This is a genomic window from Lentibacillus persicus (assembly GCF_900112705.1).
Classification (GTDB): Bacteria; Bacillota; Bacilli; order Bacillales; family Amphibacillaceae; genus Lentibacillus; species Lentibacillus persicus.
Genome location: NZ_FOMR01000002.1, coordinates 164,542 through 185,405, shown reverse-complemented (window position 1 = coordinate 185,405; position 20,864 = coordinate 164,542). Strand labels below are relative to the sequence as shown.

Below are 20,864 nucleotides of genomic sequence, written 5' to 3'. Positions count from 1 at the left end.
ATTATAACGTTTTCCGCGACCGACTAGCAAGAGTTAACAACTATACTTTCATCTATAACGGTTACGCTATAACTACAAACACCGTTTAAGAATCAGTTCCTAGGGCTGGGTTTTTAAACGTTTATATAGATAACTGGAGGGAAATGGAGAAGCATTTCCCTCTTCTTAATTCAAGTGCATACCCAAAGAAAAATCCTGCAAAATCACAGTGATTAGAAAATTAATTGTATAAAATAGCACTTGCGATTCGTTGATTTACGTTTTACGATTAATTATATCGTTTCTATGGAGTGAACCAAATGACGTATGAAAAGATTTTGCAAGAGGTAAAGCAAAAGCAAGTCGCCCCTGTCTATTTATTGTATGGAACGGAATCGTATTTTATACAAAATTTAACAAAACACATCAAAAATGCCGTAATGGATGAAGGAACCGAAGAGGAGAATTTGTCGGTTTATGATTTAGAGGAAACCCCAGTTCAAGAGGTTATTAACGATGCAGAAACGTTTCCTTTATTCGGCGGTTCTAAACTCATCATTGCCAATAACCCTTCGTTTTTAAAAACAAAACCTGATAAATTGCCGTTTGAGCATAGTCTTGACGTTCTCATTGAGTACTTAAACCAGCCTGCAGATTATACAGTACTTATATTTACAGCCTATTATGAAAAAATAGACGAACGGAAAAAAGTCAGTAAAGCTTTGAAACAACACAGTATTACGGCCGAATGCAACCCGATTAAAGAATACGAATTAAAAAGCTGGATTAAGAACCTTGCAGGCAGTATGAGGATTACGATTGAGGATGACGTTTACGACATGCTTGAATCGGAAATGTCGACGAATCTGAACCAATTAAGGAATGAACTCGCAAAACTTGCTGCATATGTCGGGGAAAATGGAATTGTAACAAAAGAGATAGCAGATAATTTAATTTCTCACACCGAAACAAGCTCTTCATTTAAATTGGTGGACGCTGTGATCGATCGAGAGCTCCATCAGGCGATTTCGATATATAAAGACTTGGAGAAAATGAATGAGGAACCAATAGCGCTGATAGCATTGCTTGCTTTTCAGTTCCGGACGATCTTAAGTGTGAAATTACTTTCTCAAAAAGGTTACAGCCAATTTCAGATGCAAAAACAAATCGGCGCTCATCCATATGTTATTAAAATGGCAGCACAGCGCGAAAGAAAGTTTAAAGTGGAACGACTTAAACATATAATTCAAAGGTTAACTCAAACAGACGCCGTAATTAAGCAAGGAAAAATGGAAAAAGGGCTCGCATTTGAACTATTATTATATGACCTCGCTCAATAGCAGCACTAAAAAAACGATCCTAAAATGGGATCGTTTTTTACGTTATGCGCTCTGAAGTTCGTTTAATTTTTTAGTTAAACGGGATTTTTGACGGTTGCCGGCATTTTTATGAATACCGCCTTTTTGTACAGCTTTGTCGATTTTGTGGAATGTTGTCGGAAGAGCAGCTTTTGCTCCATCAACGTCCTTTTGTTCAATCATCTTTTCCAGCCGTTTGATATGAGTGCGCATATCTGATTTGAATTTGATATTATGCGTGCGTTTCTTTTGGTTAATTTCAACACGCTTAATTGCTGATTTAATATTAGCCAATTAAGTCACCTCCAGCGTATACAATTAAAGTCCAGGCACTGAGAAAACAAATTATTCAAAGTGCAGCAAAAGTTATTTTACCAGACGAGCCGGTGCTTTTCAACTGCTATGGGTCTGTTGCATGAATTCCAGCAAATTAGTAAAGCCTGTAAATACAGTTTCTTTCATGCTAAAAGGAGGACAATCATGACGAACAAGGACAAACAATTTAGTGTAAGGACGGACCTGGCAGTTGAATCCAAAGATATGTATGTTGAAAAAGAGAATGAACAAAAGCCGGATGTAAAAGGCGTCACAATTAAGGAAAAAAAAGAAGATGATATAGCTGTCACATACGTGGATATAGATGCTGAAGGTGAAGAACGTCTCGGGAAAAAACAAGGATCTTATATAACAATCTATGCAGATGGCGTTAAGAAACAGGATACACAAAAACAGGAAGTGGCAGCAAGAGTATTTGGCAGAGAATTGGAAGAATTAATGAAGAAAAATAACGTACCTGAAGACGGAACCGGTCTGATAGTAGGGCTTGGGAACTGGAATGTTACACCAGACGCGTTGGGACCTATGTCAGTTGAAAAAGTGCTTGTTACCAGCCATTTGTTTCAAATGGAGCATGAATCGGTGTCTGAAGGCTACAGGCCTGTTGCAGCTGTTACCCCGGGTGTGATGGGGGTGACGGGTATAGAAACAAGTAATATGATTTTTGGTATCGTTGAAAAGTTTAAGCCCGATTTTGTGATTGCCGTTGATGCCCTTGCTTCAAGATCGATTGAACGCGTTAATGAGACAATCCAAATTTCAGACTCTGGCATCCACCCCGGCTCGGGAGTCGGCAACAAACGTAAAGAGTTGAGTGAGGAGACAATCGGTGTGCCCGTTTTTGCGTGCGGTGTACCGACGGTTGTAGATGCTGTAACGATTACAAGCGACACAATCGACTTCATGCTCAAGCACTTCGGAAGAGAACTCAGGGAAAAAGATAAACCATCAAAATCATTGACACCTGCAGGGCTCAGTTTTGGTGAAAAAAAATTGACAGAAGAAGACCTGCCTGACGACGAAAAACGCAGCACGTTTCTTGGCATTGTCGGCGGTCTGTCTGAAGATGAAAAAAAATCTTTGATTGAGGAAGTTTTAACCCCGCTTGGTCATAACTTGATGGTAACGCCTAAAGAAGTGGATGGTTTCATGAAGGATATGGCCACAGTTATTGCCGCCGGCGTGAATGCTGCGCTGCATGAGAACGTCACAGTTGAAAACCTGGCTGCCTACACCCGATGATTCACAACGGTTAACTCTATTAATCGTTAATATTTAAAAGAATCAGGTTCTAGCTTCCAAGAAGATTTCATAGATTCTATTATCGGATAATTCTTCGGAGGAGTGGAACCATGTATTTTGATCCAAAACGCGTGAAACACAACAGGCAGATAACCCACATTTATAAAAAAAGCAGTATCTATATTATCTGTGTTGCTGTCCTATTTATAACAGTTGGCTTTCTCACAACCGTTTCCCCGGCTTATCGCGTGTCATCCACCACTATTACGAATTGGACGGGGGATCTGGACAGTTCATTTTTCTTGTATTTATTGGGAATGGAGAATAAGTCATTTCGTAACGCGGTGCCGGAAGATGAAGCGCATCCCGAAGTTTCCAATCTTATATTTGAAATGGCTACAAATATAAGACCGAGTGATACGCGGAGTTTGTTAGGCCAAGAACTTCCGGGGTTTTTAACGTTTCAAAATGAAATTATCGTAGCAGGAGAAGGTACTGATTATACGAATTTGCCTGTTGAATCCTCACCGCCGCTTGATGATGTTCTAAAGGATCGGGACGCAGTGATTGATGAAAACGATGAAGAAGAGGATACGGAAAAGCCAAAAGAAGAACAGCTAAATACAGGCGAACGGGATGTTGTGCTTGTTTACAACACGCATAACAGGGAATCGTTTCTGCCGCATTTGCCTGACACCGATAACCCTGATGATGCCCAGCATGGGGAAGTGAACATAGGAAAAGTCAGCCAGCGGTTTGCTGACGCGCTGGAGAAAAACGGGATTGGAGCAAAGGTGGATAAAACTGATATCATGAGTGTTTTGAAACAACAGGGAATGGCTTACCATGAGTCGTATCAAGCTTCAAGAGATGTCGTCCGGGAAGCCTTCGCTTCGAGTGAAGACATCACGTATTCATTCGATCTTCACCGTGACGCGATCGCAAGAGATAAAACGACGAAAAAAATCAATGGTGAAAATTATGCCAGAGTAATGTTTGTTGTCGGAGCTGAATATGCAGATTACGATAAAAATTTGGAGCTTGCCAATAAACTGCATAATTTGACTCAAGAAAAATATCCGGGTTTGAGCAGAGGGGTTATAAAGAAAAAAGGTTCAGGAAGCAATGGTGTTTATAATCAGGATCTCTCACCTAATGCAATGCTGATTGAATTTGGCGGTGTCCATAATTCATTGGACGAATTATACAGGTCCGCAGATGCTGTCGCAGAGGTATTCAGTGATTATTACTGGGATGCCGAGAAGGTGAATTCGAATTGATAGGAGGGCTAAAATGCGTACCCTTGTCGTACTTCTGTCGTTAATTGTGTTTTTTCTGACAGGTTTAATAACGGGCATGGACCGCACACAGCAGGAGAACGACAGAGACACATATACTGCGGAAGAGGTTTCTGATACCGAAACAATTGAAGAAGAAACGGTAGTTATAGAGCAAGAAGCGCCGACCAATAATACTGAAGAACCTGCAGGAGCACTTCATCTCACTCAAAAAGCAGCAGGATTGCTTGAATCAGCTGTGACGGGGTTTTTTGAATTAGTCGTCAATATGGCGTATCAGCTTGCAGAGGTGTTTTTCTGAATACGGTATACACCGCCGTTCTTGAATGTATGCAGTGCAATTGCTATAATCAATCCTAGTTATGTCTTGACCTGTATATAAAAATGGCAGGACAGAGTAGGAGTGGACTTCGATTATGATCAAACAGGAAAACGTACGGAACTTTTCGATTATTGCTCATATAGACCACGGGAAATCAACGCTTGCAGACCGTATTCTTGAAAAAACTAAAGCGTTGACCCAGCGTGAGATGAAAGAGCAATTTCTCGATGCAATGGATTTGGAGCGTGAACGGGGAATTACCATCAAACTAAATGCCGTGCAATTAAATTATAAAAATGCGGCTGATGAAGATTATTTGTTTCACTTAATTGACACCCCCGGTCATGTCGATTTTACATATGAAGTATCCCGCAGCCTCGCAGCATGTGAGGGCGCGGTTTTAGTTGTAGACGCGGCCCAGGGGATCGAGGCCCAGACGCTTGCCAATGTCTATCTTGCGCTTGACAATGACCTTGAACTTATCCCGGTTATTAATAAGATTGATTTGCCGAATGCTGATACTGAGCGGGTTGCTCAAGAGCTGGAAGATGTTATCGGAATAGATAAAGACGACGTTATTCTGGCATCGGCCAAAGATGATATTGGCGTTGATGAAATTATGGAGCGAATTGTATCCGATATTCCATCTCCTTCAGGCGATCCTGAAAACCCTTTGAAAGCGCTCATTTTCGATTCGTTATATGATCCTTATCGCGGTGTTATCACGTATATATGTGTTAAAGAAGGATCCGTAAAAGTCGGGGACAGAATTAGACTTATGGCGAATGGCAAGGAATTTGAGGTTAATGAGATAGGTGTTTTCAGACCAAACCCGGTACCAAAGGATGAGTTGAAGGTAGGTGATGTCGGTTTTCTTACTGCCTCAATCAAGAATGTTGCTGACCCACGTGTCGGGGATACAATTACGCTTGCTAAAAATCCGGCAGAATCGCCGCTTCCCGGATATAAGCGGCTGAACCCTATGGTGTTTTGCGGGTTGTTTCCGGTGGATTCAAATCAATACAATGATTTGCGGGAAGCACTGGAACGCCTCGAGCTTAATGATTCATCACTGCAGTACGATGCCGAGAGTTCACAGGCACTGGGCTTTGGCTTCCGTTGCGGATTTCTCGGACTATTGCACATGGAAATTATCCAGGAGCGGATTGAGCGGGAATTTAATATTAGTTTAATCACAACGGCTCCTTCTGTTATTTATGAAGTCGAAAAAACAGACGGCGAAACGATTGAAGTAGATAACCCATCGACAATGCCGGATGCTCAGCTTGTACAAGAGGTTCGGGAGCCGTATGTAGAGGCAACAATTATGGTTCCGAATGATTTTGTCGGGGCTGTAATGGAAATCGCTCAAAAAAAACGCGGACAATTTGTAGATATGCAATATTTGGATGAAGTCCGGGTCAATATTGTTTATCATATTCCCTTATCCGAAATAGTATATGACTTTTTTGATCAGTTAAAATCAAAAACTAAAGGATACGCATCGTTTGATTATGACCTAATCGGCTATCACGCATCAAAGCTTGTTAAGATGGATATTCTGCTTAATGGTGACACGATTGACGCGCTGTCATTTATCGTTCACAGAGACTTCGCATATGAACGCGGGAAGCATATTGTCGACAAATTGAAAGACCTTATTCCAAGGCAACAATTCGAGGTGCCTGTCCAGGCAGCGATCGGAAATAAAATTATTGCCCGGTCTACGATAAAAGCGATGAAAAAAAACGTCCTGTCCAAATGCTATGGCGGCGACATTTCGCGAAAAAGGAAACTGCTTGAAAAACAAAAAGAAGGTAAGAAACGCATGAAAATGGTGGGATCGGTCGAAGTGCCCCAGGAAGCATTCATGGCCGTCCTGGAAATGAACGATGACTAAATAAATATAAAAAGGGAGCTGAGTAAGTTCAACTTTTGCTCCCTTTTTATTCTGCATAGAGGAGATTAAAATGGAAGCTCAATCTGTATATATCCATATTCCATTTTGTCAGCAAATTTGTCATTACTGTGATTTTACAAAGTTTTTTTACGACGAGAAGCTGGCAACGGAATACATTGAAGCACTCACAAATGAAGTGAATACAAATATACCCGGCACTAAAAATCAAGTTAATACGATTTTTATCGGGGGAGGAACACCCACAGCATTGAACCTGAATCAGCTGCGTGATCTGTTAAAGCTTATTGATACAAAGTTTGATGTTGCACATTGCCTGGAGTTTACAATCGAGGCTAACCCGGGGGATTTTGATGAAGCGAAAATTAAATTGCTCAAAGCTTATGGCGTCAGCCGGATCTCTTTAGGCGTTCAAGTATTTGATGACGTCATGCTTGAAGAGCTTGGCAGATTGCATAAAGTATCGGATGTCTATCGCACGATTGATTTACTGCAGAAAAATGGTTTCCATAATATAAGTATCGATCTTATTTATGCTTTGCCTAACCAGAGTTTGGAGCAATTTCAACGCTCATTAAATGAGGCTGTAGCCTTCAATCTGCCACACTACTCCACGTATGCGCTGCAAATTGAGCCCAAAACCGTTTTTTATCAGCGATACAATAAGGGCAAACTGCATCGCCCTCCCCAAGAGGAAGAAGTGAAAATGTACGACATGTTAAAAGAGACGATGCGGTCCAAAGGGCTGAAACAGTATGAAATCAGTAACTTTGCAAAACCCGGCAAGGAGAGTCGTCATAATTTGGTTTATTGGTCAAATGAACATTATTATGGTTTTGGCGCAGGTGCACATGGTTACTTGCCCGGCAAACGAACTGGAAATATCCGGCCGCTTCCGGCTTATATAAAAAAAGCGAATGAAGATGGCAGTCCTATTCTTAATACCGAAACAATCGGTTTGAGAGAAATGGTCGAGGAGGAAATGTTTCTCGGATTAAGGAAGCTTGATGGTGTGAACACGCATGATTTTACTGAGCGATTCGGGTTTTCGTGCGAGAAATTGTACAAAGACGAACTTTCTTATCTGATCAGCAAAGGGTGGCTGCAAAAACGCGGCAAGCAAATACAACTGACGGATGAGGGTGTTCTGTTTGGAAATGATGTATTTGCTCAATTTTTATTGGATGAAGAGGACCTGGTGCTTGTCCGTTGACAAAAAAATGAGGATTTGATAGTTTATGATTAGCATTAGCACTCGGGAAGGTTGAGTGCTAACAGAGGTGATCATCATGTTAACAGAAAGACAGTTGCTGATCCTGCAAGTCATAATTGATGATTTCATCGAGTCGGCACAGCCTGTTGGCTCGCGCTCTATTGCCAAGAAGGACCAGATCATGTACAGTTCAGCCACTGTACGCAATGAAATGGCTGACTTGGAGGAAATGGGATTCCTTGAGAAAACCCATTCTTCTTCCGGCCGCATACCATCAGAGAAAGGTTACCGGTATTATGTCGATCATTTGGTAACACCTGAGGATGTTGAAAGCAATGTCCGTATTATTCGCAGTATAATGCAGGAAGGACTATTTGAGTTTGAGCAAATCGTCCAAAGTTCTGCCGAAATACTGTCGGAGATAACCAATTATACCTCAATCATTTTAGGTCCCGAAGTATTCGAGACTAAACTAAAACAGCTTCAGATTATATCACTCACACCGCACACGGCTGTGGCTATATTAGTCACGAATACGGGTCATGTAGAGCATCGGTCATTTTCGGTTCCTGAGGAAATCAACCCATCAGATCTGGAAAAAATGGTTAATATTTTAAATGACCGATTATATGGGGTTCCTATTTATAAACTGCATGAAAAACTTAATACCGAAGTTGTCAGTCTGATGGACAAATATGTGACGGATTCTGAAATGTCGTATGATTATTTGAAGGGGGCATTGTTCAGTGAAAACCCGGTAAAATTATATTTTGGCGGCAAGACAAACCTTTTAATGCAACCGGAGTTTAATGATATTGATAAAGTCCGCTCGTTCTACTCTATGATTGAAGAGAAGGATGAGATAGCCAAATTGCTGAAAGATGCCACGAACGGCATCAAGGTTTCCATTGGACACGAAAATAAAGTCGATGCTATCAAAGACTGCAGCTTGATTACAGCTACCTATGATTTGAATAAGGAACATTTTGGAACAATTGCATTAATCGGTCCGACAAGAATGGAATATAAGAAAGTTATTGCGCTGTTGAATGCTTTATCAACAGAGATGACAAATGTTTTATACAAATGGTATTAAAACTTTTGAATGTTAAATGATTTATCCCGCATGTAACTGATTGAAGATTCACTTTATTCATCGCTTGAATCATGTTATATTCTATCTTGGTGATTTTAGAAATAGGAGGTGGCAGAGATGGCAGAGGAAAACCAGGAAAACCAAACAAATGAAGAGCCTGAAGAAAAAGATCAGGAAGAAGTCATCACTGAAGTGCTTGATGCAGACGATAAGCATAGTTCAGAACAGCAAGATTCAAATGAGGCTGAGAGCAATCCGCATGAAGCTGAAATTGAAAAGCTGAAAGCGGAAAGAGATGATATGCAGCAGCGTCTTCTGCGGGTACAGGCAGAATTCGACAATTTTAAAAAACGTTCACAAAAGGAAAAAGAATCAGAACGAAAATATAAATCAGAAGATGTTGTAAAAGAATTATTGCCTGCCCTAGATAATTTCGAGCGGGCACTGCAAGTAGAGGTTACCGATGAAACGAAAAGCTTTATGGACGGCGTATCGATGGTTTACAGTCAAATTAAAGAAGCACTGAAAACACAAGGTGTTGAAGAAATCGAATCGGTCGGTCAGCCGTTTGACCCGAATATTCATCATGCAGTTATGCAAGTTGAAGATGAAAATGCTGAATCCGAAACCGTTACAGAAGAATTGCAAAAAGGCTATTATTTAAAAGACCGTGTAATACGACCAGCAATGGTTAAAGTAAATAAGTAAAGATAAGAGCAGTGAAGGAGGAACTTGATTATGGGTAAAATAATTGGAATTGACTTAGGGACAACAAATTCATGTGTTGCAGTAATGGAAGGCGGCGAATCGGTTGTCATTCCAAATCCTGAAGGGAATCGGACGGCACCATCCGTTGTAGCGTTCAAAAATGGCGAGCGTCAAGTAGGTGAAGTGGCTAAGCGTCAGGCGATCACTAATCCAAATACGGTTCAATCAATAAAACGTCATATGGGAACAGACTATAAGGTTGAAATCGAAGGCAAAGAGTACACACCTCAGGAAGTTTCAGCGATTATTCTACAGTATCTTAAATCATATGCCGAAGATTATCTGGGAGATACTGTTGAAAAAGCAGTTATTACGGTACCGGCATACTTTAATGATGCTGAACGTCAGGCAACAAAAGATGCAGGTAAGATTGCCGGTCTTGAAGTTGAGCGTATCATTAACGAACCAACTGCAGCATCATTAGCGTATGGCATCGATAAAGAAGATCAGGACCAGACAATTCTTGTATACGACTTAGGCGGCGGAACATTTGACGTTTCCATCCTGGATATTGGCGATGGCACATTTGAAGTTATTTCGACGGCAGGCGATAATCGTTTGGGTGGTGATGACTTTGATGAAGTGATTATGGATCATATGGTTCAGGAATTCAAAAAAGAGTATGGAATTGATTTATCACAAGATAAGATGGCAAAACAACGCTTAAAAGATGCTGCTGAAAAAGCTAAAAAAGATCTTTCAGGTGTCACACAAACACAAATCTCTTTACCATTTATCACGGCTGGGGAAAGTGGTCCGTTACATTTGGAAATGAATCTGACACGCGCCAAATTTGAAGAATTGTCATCTGATTTGGTTGAACGTACTATGAAGCCAACGCGTAAGGCATTACAAGACGCGGACCTTTCTTCAAATGACATTCATAAAGTTATTCTGGTTGGTGGTTCAACGCGGATCCCGGCTGTTCAGGAAGCGATCAAACGCGAAACGGGCAAAGAGCCTTCCAAGGGCGTTAACCCTGACGAAGTAGTGGCGCTGGGTGCAGCAATCCAAGGTGGTGTTCTCCAGGGCGATGTTAAAGATGTTGTGCTTCTCGACGTTACACCATTATCCTTGGGTATCGAAACAATGGGAGGCGTTACTACGAAACTGATTGAGCGGAACACGACGATCCCAACAAGTCATTCACAGGTGTTCTCTACTGCAGCTGATAATCAGACAGCAGTTGATATTCATGTTCTGCAAGGTGAACGTGAAATGGCAGCAGACAACAAAACGCTTGGACGCTTCCAGCTCACTGATATTCCGCCGGCACCACGTGGTGTACCGCAAATCGAAGTATCGTTTGATATTGACGCTAATGGGATTGTGAATGTCAGTGCAAAAGACAAGGGCACCAACAAAGAACAATCTATCACAATTAAATCTTCTTCCGGTTTATCCGATGAAGAGGTTGAAGAAATGGTAAAACAGGCTGAAGAAAATGCAGAAGAAGATAAAAAGCGCCGTGAGGAAGCGGACCTGCGCAATGAAGCCGATCAGCTTGTCTTCACAACGGATAAGACAATCAAAGACCTTGGTGAAAACGTAACGGAAGAAGAAAAACAAAAGGCTGAAGAAGCTAAAGAAGAGTTACAAAACGCCATCGAATCTGATGACCTCGAGCAGATTCGTGAGAAAAAAGACGCATTGCAGGAACAAGTTCAGCAGCTTTCTGTTAAGATGTATGAACAAATGGCTCAGGAACAGCAGGCTGAGCAAGGACAGCAAGGTGAAGGACAAGGTTCTGATGACGATGTCGTTGACGCTGATTATAAAGAAGTAGATGATGACGAAGAAGAGAAAAAATAACACTTTATAAGTGAAAGGTAAGTTCGGCCTGAATACCATCTGAATTTAACATCCGAACGGACCTGTAACTGAAGCCAAAGTCAAAGTCAGGACTCTCTTGACTTTGACTTTTTTCTAGGATTAAAAGAAAAAAACGTCATTTAGAATTTTGAAACTGTAGCAGGCTGTTTCTTGTTTGCTATCCTAACAATGCTAATGATATGATAAAATGTATGCAATAGTGTCGGGAGAGTGATTCACAAGTGAGTAAGCGCGATTATTATGAAGTGCTGGGCGTAGAAAAGGGCGCTTCAAAAGATGAAATAAAGAAAGCGTACCGTAAACTGGCGCGAAAATATCACCCGGATGTCAGTGAAGAGGAGAATGCGGCCGAAAAGTTTAAGGAAGCAAAGGAAGCTTATGAAGTATTAAGCGATGAGCAGAAGCGGACGCAGTACGATCAATTCGGCCATGCTGGGGCACAAGGTCAAGGCGGTTTTGGCGGTGCCCAAGACTTTGGAGATTTTGGCGGCTTTGGCGATATATTCGATATGTTCTTTGGCGGCGGACGCCGGCGTGATCCGAACGCACCTCAACAGGGTGCCGATTTACAATATACAATGACGCTGGACTTTGAAGAAGCTATTTTTGGAAAAGAAGCCGATATCAATATTCCAATGGAAGAAAACTGTGACACATGCAGCGGTTCGGGAGCCAAACCTGGAACGAAAACTGAAACGTGTTCCCATTGTCAGGGTTCAGGCCAGTTAAATATGGAGCAAAATACACCATTTGGCCGGGTGGTCAATCGCCGTGTGTGTCATCATTGTCAAGGCTCAGGCAAAATTATTCCTGAGAAGTGTAATACGTGCGGGGGAAGCGGAAAAGTGAAAAAGAATAAGAGCATTCACATTTCCATCCCTAAAGGTATTGATGAAGGTCATCAAATCAGGGTTGCGGGCAAAGGTGAGCCCGGCGTTAATGGCGGCCCGCCAGGTGATTTGTTTGTTGTTATTCAAGTACGTTCACATGAATTTTATGAACGTGAAGGCGACCACATCTACTGCGAGCTGCCAATAACATTTACACAAGCTGCTTTAGGAGATGAGGTAGAAGTTCCGACTGTACATGGAAAAGTCATGCTGACAATTCCGGCGAGCACACAAACAGGCAAGGTTTTCCGTCTGAAAGGAAAGGGTGCTCCAAACGTGCGGGGAGCAGGATACGGCGACCAGCACGTGCAAATAAGGGTTGTTACACCTAGCAGGCTTTCTGAGCGTCAAAAGGAGCTTCTGCGGGAATTTAACGAAATAGGCGGAAACGAGGCAACCGACGAACAAGGTTCATTGTTCCAGCGGTTTAAAAATGCCTTTAAAAGCTAACTGTGAGGTGCTGCATGCCAGCACCTTTTACATAATTTTTATTCCATCCCAAGAAATGAGTCGGTAAACATGAACTGGACTGAGATACGAATACATACAACAAACGAAGCTGTGGAGCCCATTTCCAATGTGTTGCATGAAACAGGTGCAAGCGGCATTGTTATTGAAGACCCTGCTGATTTAATAAAACAGCGACATCCGCAGTTTGGTGAGATTTATGAATTGGACCAAAACGAGTACCCTGCGGAGGGTGTTGTTATTAAAACGTATTTACCGTCAGACAATATGCTGGATGAAAAGGTAAATGAGATAAAAAACGCTATTAATCAACTGCGGCGGTTCCAAATAGATATCGGTGATTATGAGATAACGCTGAATAAATTAGAAGAAGAAGATTGGGCTACAGCGTGGAAAAAGTATTATAAACCTGTTAAAATTTCTGAAAAAATAACAATCGTGCCTACCTGGGAAAACTATAAACCAGATGCAGCAGATGAAGTTATTATTGAGCTTGACCCGGGCATGGCCTTTGGCACTGGGACCCATCCTACGACGGTTTTAAGTATTCAGGCAATCGAACAGTTCATAGGCGAAAGCGATAGCGTTATTGATGTAGGATGTGGCTCCGGTGTTTTAAGCATTGCTGCAGGATTACTTGGTGCAAACGAAATCCATGCATTTGACCTGGATGGTGTTGCTGTCAAAAGCACCAAAATAAACTGTGAATTAAATAATATAGATAACAAAGTTAAGGTAAAGCAAAATGACTTGCTGAATGACGTGAATATGCAGGCAGATCTTATCGTTTCCAATATTTTGGCTGAAATTATAGTATCGTTTGTGTCTGATGCCTGGAAAAACTTGAAGCCAAACGGTTACTTTATAACGTCCGGTATTATTAAACGAAAAGAGCAAATGGTAAGATATGAGCTTAAACAAGCAGGGTTTCAAATCATAGAAGTGAATGAAAAGGAAGACTGGGCAGTTATTGTGGCTCAAAAGATTAATAAAGAAAGTGGTGCCTGATTTGCAGCGATATTTTGTTCCTGAGGAAAACTGGAAAAAGGCGAAAGTCATTATTGCGCACGATGATGCCCATCATATTAGTCGAGTTATGCGTTCAAAGCCGGGAGATAAGATTATTTGCAATCACCCGAGCGGAGAGGCAGCAATCTGTCGAATAACAGAAATCACAGGCAGCCATGTGGCCGCTGACATCAATGAATGGTTAAATGAATCAGCTGAACTACCAATAGAAGTAACAATCGCCCAGGGTTTGCCTAAAAGTGATAAAATGGATTTTGTACTTAAAAAAGGAACAGAGCTCGGGGCATACGCATTTATTCCCGTTCAGACAGATCGCGCAGTTGTTTCCTGGGACGATAAAAAAGTCGAAAAGAAATTGAATCGTTACAGAAAAATTGTAAAGGAAGCAAGCGAGCAAAGTCATCGTAACCGAATACCGCTTATTCAGCCGCTCACCATGTTTAATGAATTGCTCGATGGAAGCGATACATACGATTTGAAACTGTTTGCCTATGAAGAAGAAGCCAAAACAGAAAAATTTCAGTCATTTGCCTTGCATGTTCAAAGTTTGGCGCCAGGGGGAAAAGTAATGATCGTCATTGGTCCGGAAGGCGGCTTTTCGGAGCGGGAAGCAACATTGCTAAAACAGAATAATTTCTTGCCTGTGAGATTGGGGCCGCGTATTTTACGCACTGAAACAGCCGCGCTTTACGCATTGGCAAGTATATCTTATCAATTTGAAGAATTGGGGTGTCGTTAATGCCAACAGTAGCTTTTCATACATTGGGCTGTAAAGTGAATCATTATGAAACTGAAGGAATCTGGAATATGTTTAAAGACAGCGGTTATGAACGGGTGAATTTTGACCGGCAATCTGATGTATATGTTATTAATACATGTACCGTGACGAATACTGGTGATAAGAAAAGCCGGCAGGTAATTCGCCGCGCAGTTCGTAAAAACCCTGAAGCTGTTATTTGTGTAACAGGCTGCTATGCCCAGACATCGCCCGGTGAGATTATGGAAATTGACGGTGTGGATGTCGTTGTGGGAACGCAGAACAGAAAAAAGATGATTGATTATATTGAAGAACATCAAAAAACGCGCGAGCCGATTAACGGTGTGTCAAATATTATGAAAAACCGCGTGTTTGAAGAAATGGATGTCCCTGAGTTTACCGACCGAACGCGGGCATCATTAAAAATTCAGGAAGGCTGCAATAATTTCTGTACATTTTGTATTATTCCATGGTCAAGGGGTCTTCTGCGTTCAAGAGAGCCGGAAAATGTTATTAAACAAGCTCAAAACCTTGTGGACGCCGGTTACAAAGAAATTGTTCTGACAGGCATTCACACGGCAGGATATGGCGAGGATATGAATGACTATAATTTTGCTAAGCTGCTTCGCCAGCTTGAGACTGACGTCAAAGGGCTGAAGCGAATCCGAATTTCTTCTATTGAAGCAAGCCAAATCACCGATGAGGTCATTGAGGTGCTTGATAAGTCCAATAAAATTGTACGCCACTTGCATATCCCACTGCAGGCAGGTTCTGACAGTGTTCTTAACCGCATGCGCCGGAAGTATTCTGCAGCCTATTATAAACAAAAAGTGGAAAAAATCCGGCAAGCTTTGCCTGGACTGGCCATCACGTCAGATGTGATTGTCGGCTTTCCGGGTGAAACCGAAGAAGAATTTATGGAGACTTATAATTTCGTAAAAGAGATTGGCTATTCGGAACTCCATGTTTTTCCGTTCTCAAGAAGGACCGGCACCCCGGCTGCCAAAATGAATGATCAAGTTGAAGCTGACGTTAAAAACGATCGTGTTAATCGGATGATTGAACTGTCAAATCAACTTGCAAAAGAGTATGCCTCAAAATATGAGGATGAAGTTTTGGAAGTCATACCTGAAGAACATGTAAAAGATGCTGGCACAGATACTCTTGAAGGTTACACTGATAATTATTTAAAAGTGCGGTTTAATGGACCTAAAAACTTAATTGGCCAGATTGTCCGTGTCAAAATTAATCGTTCAGGCTATCCTTATAATGAAGGGACCTTCGTACGAGTGATGGACAACACGTCGACTGAAAATGTCGAGATGTCATCCTGATTCCCGGCTCATCCCGAGGGTGTAAAAATGCTGAAAACATACTACTGCAGGTGAAGATGTACGAACAACTTAGTGTAGGAGGAAAAACATGCGTAAAGAGCTTGCAAAATACATTGATCATACACAATTAAAGCCAGATACCACAAAAGAAAAAATAAAAGAGATCATAGATGAAGCACGTGAGCACACGTTTGCTTCAGTCTGTGTTAACTCATACTGGGTACCATACTGTTATGAAAATTTGAAAGACACTGATGTAAAAGTATGTACCGTAATTGGTTTTCCATTAGGCGCAATGTCCACACAGGCTAAAGTGTTTGAAACTGAACAAGCCATTAAAGATGGTGCTACCGAAGCAGATATGGTCATCAATGTCGGCGAGTTGAAATCAGGCAACGACAATGCAGTCAAGCAGGATATCAAAGCAGTTGTAGAAGCAGCGAAAAATCGGGCACTGGTAAAGGTTATCATCGAAACGTCACTGCTTAGCCGTGATGAAAAGATTCGTGCATGCGAGCTCGCTAAAGCAGCAGGAGCAGATTTTGTTAAAACATCCACTGGCTTTTCCGGCGGCGGAGCAACTGTAGAAGATGTTACGTTAATGCGTGAAACAGTTGGGAACGATTTAGGTGTTAAAGCTTCCGGCGGCATTCGGGATTTGAAGTCAACGAACGAAGTGATTGAGGCAGGTGCCACTCGCGTTGGTGCAAGCGCTGGCGTTGAGATACTAGCAGGCCGGGATGGAAAATCTGACTATTAAACCGACAACTTATCAATAAATGACTAAAATTTGTCATAAAAGCTATATTTAAGTTGACCCATTGTGATGGTTATATTATAATTAGCAGAGACATGACATACTATTATCTATAATATACATGTCTTTGCTTTTATTTATATTGTTTTGTGCTTCGGAGGGAGGGAAATTAGCATGTCAAATTCAACTCGCGTTCGTAAAAACGAGAATCTTGAAGATGCTCTTCGTCGCTTTAAACGCAACGTATCCAAGAATGGAACTTTGCAGGAATACCGCAAACGTGAACATTACGAAAAACCAAGCGTTCGACGCAAGAAAAAGTCTGAAGCTGCCAGAAAGCGCAGATAGTGAAGAAGGTGCAAGCTAATGGCACTAATTGACCAGCTTAACCAGGATATGAAGCAAGCAATGAAAAACAAGGAAAAAGATAGACTTGCTGTTATACGAATGGTAAAAGCATCAATGCAAAATGAATCGATAAAGCTTGGCAATAAAAATCTTTCGGAAGACGAGGAATTAACAGTACTTTCAAGAGAATTGAAACAAAGGAAAGATTCCCTCCAAGAGTTTAAAGCAGCAGGTCGTGATGATCTTGTTGATAAGCTTCAAACCGAAATCGATGTTATTGAAGGATATATGCCCCGGCAGCTGACAGATGACGAACTGGAACAGGTAGTTAAGTCCACTATTAAAGAAGTGGACGCATCTTCCAAGCAAGACATGGGCAAAGTTATGAGCGCTATTATGCCCAAAATCAAAGGAAAAGCTGACGGTGCACGGATTAATAAACTGGTCCAAAAACATTTAAGCTAAATTTTAAAGGTCTTGTCGGTCTCGGCAAGGCCTTTTTAGTTGAATCAGTTTTATACATAACCGTATATAGAATTATCATCTTTTTGTGGGGTATGTTACGATTTAAATATGAAATGAAACTTTTTGATATTTACATACGTAAAACTGACTGTGAAAGTGGAAGGGGGGACAGTTTTGAATGCTGACAGACGCAAACGTATAGCATTTTTAGTTTTTGTACTGCCTGTCACACTGGTTTTCATGTTGCTGGTTTCCCCGGTTAATGCTGAAGAAAACGCCAGTGAGAAAATCGTCCATGTCATACCAATTGAAAATGAAGTGGAGAAAGGCCTGGAGGCATTTCTCAATCGTGCAGTCAAAGAGGCCGAAGCTGAAAACGCAGACCATATTATCTTTGAAATAGACACTCCCGGGGGGGCAGTAGCGGCAGCTGAACAAATCGGTGAATTGTTCCAGAATCTTGATATTGAAACAACTTCATATATTGTAAACCGGGCACTTTCAGCGGGGTCTTATCTGGCCTTAAACACTGATAATATTTACATGAAACCCCAAGCTACTATGGGGGCAAGCGGAGTTATTAATCAGGACGGATCGGCCGCCGATAAAAAAGCACAATCAGCGTGGCTTTCTGCTATGAAAAGCGCGGCCGAATCAAAAGGAAGAGACCCGCAGTATGCTGCTGCTATGGCTGATTCGAGTATCGACATGCCTGAGTATGCGGCTGGTGAGGGCAAATATTTAACACTCGGGCCGAGTTCAGCTGAGGAAGTTGGTTATTCAAATGGCACCGTTGACAGTCGTGAAGCATTATTGAAAGCGCTGGAATTAGAGGGTGCTACCGTTTCCGTGGCTGAGTTAACGATCTCTGAACATGTGGCCCGGTTTATTACAAATCCGGTCGTGGTGCCAATCCTCCTTTCCCTTGCCAGTATCGGTATAATGATGGAATTATTTTCGCCCGGATTCGGTATTCCTGGTATAGTGGGAGGTTTAAGCCTCATACTCTTCTTCTATGGCCATGTAGTTGCCGGCCTTGCCGGGATGGAGGCAATCATATTATTAGTACTGGGTGTCGGTTTAATTGTAGCAGAATTTTTTCTGCCGGGTGGAATTGCAGGTATAACAGGAGTTGCCGCGGTTATCGGTTCACTTATAATGTCCGGACAGGATATAGGGCAAATGGCTATGAGTATCAGTATAGCGATACTTGTGACAATAATTGCGGCGGTTATTTTATTCAAGTCAATGGGAGGAAACAGAAGTTTCTTGCGGCGTATGGTGCTGACAGATCAAACGTCATCTGAACAGGGTTACGTTTCAACGGAAAACCGTCTGGAATTAATCGGTTTGGAAGGAAAAACACTCACCCCCTTGCGCCCGGCAGGTAGTGCTATATTTGATGATGAACGGCTTGATGTCGTATCCGAGGGAGGGTTTATAGAAAAAGATAAATTGGTAAAAATTATTAAAGTCGAAGGCGCTCGTATAGTCGTCAGGGAAATTTAGTTGTTAGAAAATAGGGAGGAATTTACATGACTTTGGAACAGTTGATGCCGATAATAATTATCGCAATCATTATAATCGTTCTGGCAGTATTATTTACATTTATTCCAGTAATGCTGTGGATCAGCGCATTGGCGGCAGGTGTTAAAGTTGGGATTTTCACACTTGTTGGAATGCGCTTGCGGAGAGTTGTGCCGGCAAGAGTTATTAACCCGCTGATCAAAGCGCACAAAGCGGGTTTGGATGTGTCAACGAATCAACTCGAAAGCCATTACCTTGCAGGGGGAAATGTCGATCGAGTGGTTAACGCACTGATTGCTGCACATCGTGCTAATATTGAATTGTCTTTCGAGCGGACGGCCGCTATTGATTTAGCAGGACGGGACGTATTAGAAGCAGTCCAAATGAGTGTTAATCCAAAAGTAATTGAAACACCTTTCATAGCTGGTATTGCAATGGATGGTATTGAAGTGAAAGCTAAAGCCCGTATTACCGTTCGCGCTAACATTGACCGCCTTGTCGGTGGTGCCGGTGAAGATACCGTAATAGCCCGAGTTGGTGAAGGCGTTGTCAGTACAATTGGCAGCTCGGAAGCGCACACGGCTGTTTTGGAAAACCCTGATTCGATCTCCCATAATGTTTTAGGAAAAGGATTGGATTCAGGTACAGCATTTGAGATTCTCTCAATTGATATCGCTGATGTTGACGTTGGAAAAAATATTGGTGCAATTCTGCAAACGGATCAAGCAGAAGCTGATAAAAATATTGCACAAGCTAAAGCGGAAGAGCGACGAGCGATGGCGGTTGCACAAGAACAGGAAATGGTTGCACGTGTTGAAGAGATGCGTGCGAAAGTGGTTGAAGCAGAATCTGATGTGCCACGTGCCCTGGCAGAAGCTTTGCGATCAGGCAATATGGGTGTGATGGATTACATGAATTATAAGAATATTGATGCTGACACAGACATGCGGGACACTATTGGAAAACTGACCCAAGATAATGATGATAATGGTGATGATCAAAACAATCAATAACACCTCATTTCGTGAACGAGGAGGGTTAGAATGGAAATAATCTTCATTATTCTGGCGATCATTGCGTCGGTTTCAGGATTTTTCAAAGATAAGGATGATAATCCGGGGCCTGACACAAGAATGCCCGGCCGAGGCAAGCAACAGCCCCGGCCTTCACCGGCCCCATCAACCGACAGGCACACCGGCGGTGAGGATCAGCAGCAGGAGATGCCGCAAGCCGCTCAAGCCACAATTGAAGAGCAGCAGCAAGAACAGCGGAGGCAATTGGCTGAACGAATGAACACGGCTGGAGAAAAACAAGAAAATGCCGGGGAGCATGATGCAATCAAACGGCATGATGTAAGAGAACCGGAAAACGAGCTTTCTTTGGAACAGCGAAAAGCTAAAAAACAAATGAACAATAACCTGACCCGCACCGGCGTTATCAACGGTGTGATTATGTCAGAGGTTTTAGGATCACCTCGGGCCGTTAAACCATACCGAAGTGTTATCGCTGAACGCAAAAAATAAATAAATGTGTTAAGAACCAATATCAGGTGAGCATGATAAGTGCCTGATGTTGGTTCTTTTTTTGTTCTTATCCGGTTGATTTATTCATAAAGATATGATGAGAGGGGGCTGCGTAAGTGAAAAAGTGGCAACTGCGAATTGCACCATGGCTATCAAAATACTTTTCACTGCCTTCAGATGTCATGATGGAGCTTCCGAGAGTCACCATGATTGGTCAACTGCATGTATATATTGAGAATCATCAGGGTTTAAGTGTCTACTCGGAAAAAGAATTAAAGCTTAAATCCAATAAAGGTTATATTCAAATTACGGGTTCATCATTTGTGCTGAAAATGATGCTGCCTGAGGAAATATTATTGGAAGGAAATATTGAGGAGATTAAGTTTATACCTGATTAAAAGCT

21 protein-coding genes are annotated in these 20,864 nt (G+C 41.9%); 20 read left to right on the top strand and 1 reads right to left on the bottom strand.

What is annotated here, in order from left to right; all coding sequences use genetic code 11:
- Nucleotides 1–299 precede the first annotated feature (299 nt).
- Nucleotides 300–1,319: a DNA polymerase III subunit delta gene (gene holA, locus BMZ22_RS03215; protein ID WP_090081253.1), complete on the top strand. Its 1,020-nt coding sequence runs from the start codon at nucleotides 300–302 to the stop codon at nucleotides 1,317–1,319.
- Nucleotides 1,320–1,361: 42 nt separating this feature from the next.
- On the opposite strand, the gene rpsT is transcribed toward holA, so the two are convergent.
- A complete protein-coding gene (rpsT, locus tag BMZ22_RS03210; RefSeq protein ID WP_090081249.1) occupies nucleotides 1,362–1,631 on the bottom strand; it encodes a 30S ribosomal protein S20 in 270 nt (89 codons plus the stop codon).
- A 186-nt stretch (nucleotides 1,632–1,817) separates the two neighbouring features.
- Between rpsT and gpr the strand changes: the two genes are divergently transcribed.
- The 19 genes from gpr (at nucleotide 1,818) to yqfC (ending at nucleotide 20,859) form a co-directional block, all read left to right on the top strand.
- Nucleotides 1,818–2,915, top strand: coding sequence for a GPR endopeptidase (gpr, locus tag BMZ22_RS03205; protein ID WP_090081246.1), 1,098 nt, complete (start codon nucleotides 1,818–1,820; stop codon nucleotides 2,913–2,915).
- A gap of 110 nt (nucleotides 2,916–3,025) precedes the next feature.
- A complete protein-coding gene (gene spoIIP / locus BMZ22_RS03200) occupies nucleotides 3,026–4,195 on the top strand; it encodes a stage II sporulation protein P (protein ID WP_090081243.1) in 1,170 nt (389 codons plus the stop codon).
- 13 nt (nucleotides 4,196–4,208) lie between these two features.
- Nucleotides 4,209–4,514, top strand: coding sequence for a hypothetical protein (locus tag BMZ22_RS03195; RefSeq protein WP_090081239.1), 306 nt, complete (start codon nucleotides 4,209–4,211; stop codon nucleotides 4,512–4,514).
- 115 nt (nucleotides 4,515–4,629) lie between these two features.
- Entirely contained in the window at nucleotides 4,630–6,435 is a 1,806-nt protein-coding gene (lepA, locus tag BMZ22_RS03190; RefSeq protein ID WP_090081236.1) for a translation elongation factor 4, read from the top strand.
- Nucleotides 6,436–6,505: 70 nt separating this feature from the next.
- Nucleotides 6,506–7,666, top strand: coding sequence for a radical SAM family heme chaperone HemW (hemW, locus tag BMZ22_RS03185; RefSeq protein WP_090081232.1), 1,161 nt, complete (start codon nucleotides 6,506–6,508; stop codon nucleotides 7,664–7,666).
- Nucleotides 7,667–7,742: 76 nt separating this feature from the next.
- On the top strand, nucleotides 7,743–8,762 hold the full coding sequence (hrcA, locus tag BMZ22_RS03180; RefSeq protein WP_090081229.1) for a heat-inducible transcriptional repressor HrcA: 1,020 nt from the start codon (nucleotides 7,743–7,745) through the stop codon (nucleotides 8,760–8,762).
- Between the two features lie 117 nt (nucleotides 8,763–8,879).
- Nucleotides 8,880–9,470 carry a nucleotide exchange factor GrpE gene (gene grpE, locus BMZ22_RS03175; RefSeq protein WP_090081226.1) on the top strand — a complete coding sequence of 197 codons (591 nt, stop codon included), beginning with the start codon at nucleotides 8,880–8,882 and terminating at the stop codon, nucleotides 9,468–9,470.
- A gap of 30 nt (nucleotides 9,471–9,500) precedes the next feature.
- Nucleotides 9,501–11,342, top strand: coding sequence for a molecular chaperone DnaK (gene dnaK / locus BMZ22_RS03170; RefSeq protein WP_090081222.1), 1,842 nt, complete (start codon nucleotides 9,501–9,503; stop codon nucleotides 11,340–11,342).
- A gap of 242 nt (nucleotides 11,343–11,584) precedes the next feature.
- Nucleotides 11,585–12,703 carry a molecular chaperone DnaJ gene (gene dnaJ / locus BMZ22_RS03165; RefSeq protein WP_090081219.1) on the top strand — a complete coding sequence of 373 codons (1,119 nt, stop codon included), beginning with the start codon at nucleotides 11,585–11,587 and terminating at the stop codon, nucleotides 12,701–12,703.
- A gap of 69 nt (nucleotides 12,704–12,772) precedes the next feature.
- A complete protein-coding gene (gene prmA / locus BMZ22_RS03160; protein ID WP_090081216.1) occupies nucleotides 12,773–13,729 on the top strand; it encodes a 50S ribosomal protein L11 methyltransferase in 957 nt (318 codons plus the stop codon).
- 1 nt (nucleotide 13,730) lies between these two features.
- Entirely contained in the window at nucleotides 13,731–14,489 is a 759-nt protein-coding gene (locus BMZ22_RS03155; protein WP_090081212.1) for a 16S rRNA (uracil(1498)-N(3))-methyltransferase, read from the top strand.
- Nucleotides 14,489–15,841 carry a tRNA (N(6)-L-threonylcarbamoyladenosine(37)-C(2))-methylthiotransferase MtaB gene (gene mtaB / locus BMZ22_RS03150; protein ID WP_090081209.1) on the top strand — a complete coding sequence of 451 codons (1,353 nt, stop codon included), beginning with the start codon at nucleotides 14,489–14,491 and terminating at the stop codon, nucleotides 15,839–15,841. The genes BMZ22_RS03155 and mtaB overlap by 1 nt, the downstream gene beginning before the upstream one ends.
- A gap of 88 nt (nucleotides 15,842–15,929) precedes the next feature.
- A complete protein-coding gene (gene deoC, locus BMZ22_RS03145) occupies nucleotides 15,930–16,601 on the top strand; it encodes a deoxyribose-phosphate aldolase (protein ID WP_090081205.1) in 672 nt (223 codons plus the stop codon).
- A 171-nt stretch (nucleotides 16,602–16,772) separates the two neighbouring features.
- On the top strand, nucleotides 16,773–16,946 hold the full coding sequence (gene rpsU, locus BMZ22_RS03140; RefSeq protein WP_090081202.1) for a 30S ribosomal protein S21: 174 nt from the start codon (nucleotides 16,773–16,775) through the stop codon (nucleotides 16,944–16,946).
- A gap of 18 nt (nucleotides 16,947–16,964) precedes the next feature.
- Complete coding sequence (locus tag BMZ22_RS03135; RefSeq protein ID WP_090081199.1) at nucleotides 16,965–17,411, top strand: GatB/YqeY domain-containing protein; 447 nt, start codon at nucleotides 16,965–16,967, stop codon at nucleotides 17,409–17,411.
- 240 nt (nucleotides 17,412–17,651) lie between these two features.
- On the top strand, nucleotides 17,652–18,920 hold the full coding sequence (locus tag BMZ22_RS03130) for an NfeD family protein (protein ID WP_090082075.1): 1,269 nt from the start codon (nucleotides 17,652–17,654) through the stop codon (nucleotides 18,918–18,920).
- A gap of 26 nt (nucleotides 18,921–18,946) precedes the next feature.
- Nucleotides 18,947–19,951, top strand: coding sequence for a flotillin-like protein FloA (floA, locus tag BMZ22_RS03125; RefSeq protein ID WP_090081196.1), 1,005 nt, complete (start codon nucleotides 18,947–18,949; stop codon nucleotides 19,949–19,951).
- 30 nt (nucleotides 19,952–19,981) lie between these two features.
- Nucleotides 19,982–20,461, top strand: coding sequence for a hypothetical protein (locus BMZ22_RS03120; RefSeq protein WP_090081194.1), 480 nt, complete (start codon nucleotides 19,982–19,984; stop codon nucleotides 20,459–20,461).
- A 116-nt stretch (nucleotides 20,462–20,577) separates the two neighbouring features.
- Complete coding sequence (gene yqfC / locus BMZ22_RS03115) at nucleotides 20,578–20,859, top strand: sporulation protein YqfC (protein WP_090081191.1); 282 nt, start codon at nucleotides 20,578–20,580, stop codon at nucleotides 20,857–20,859.
- Nucleotides 20,860–20,864: the final 5 nt, after the last annotated feature.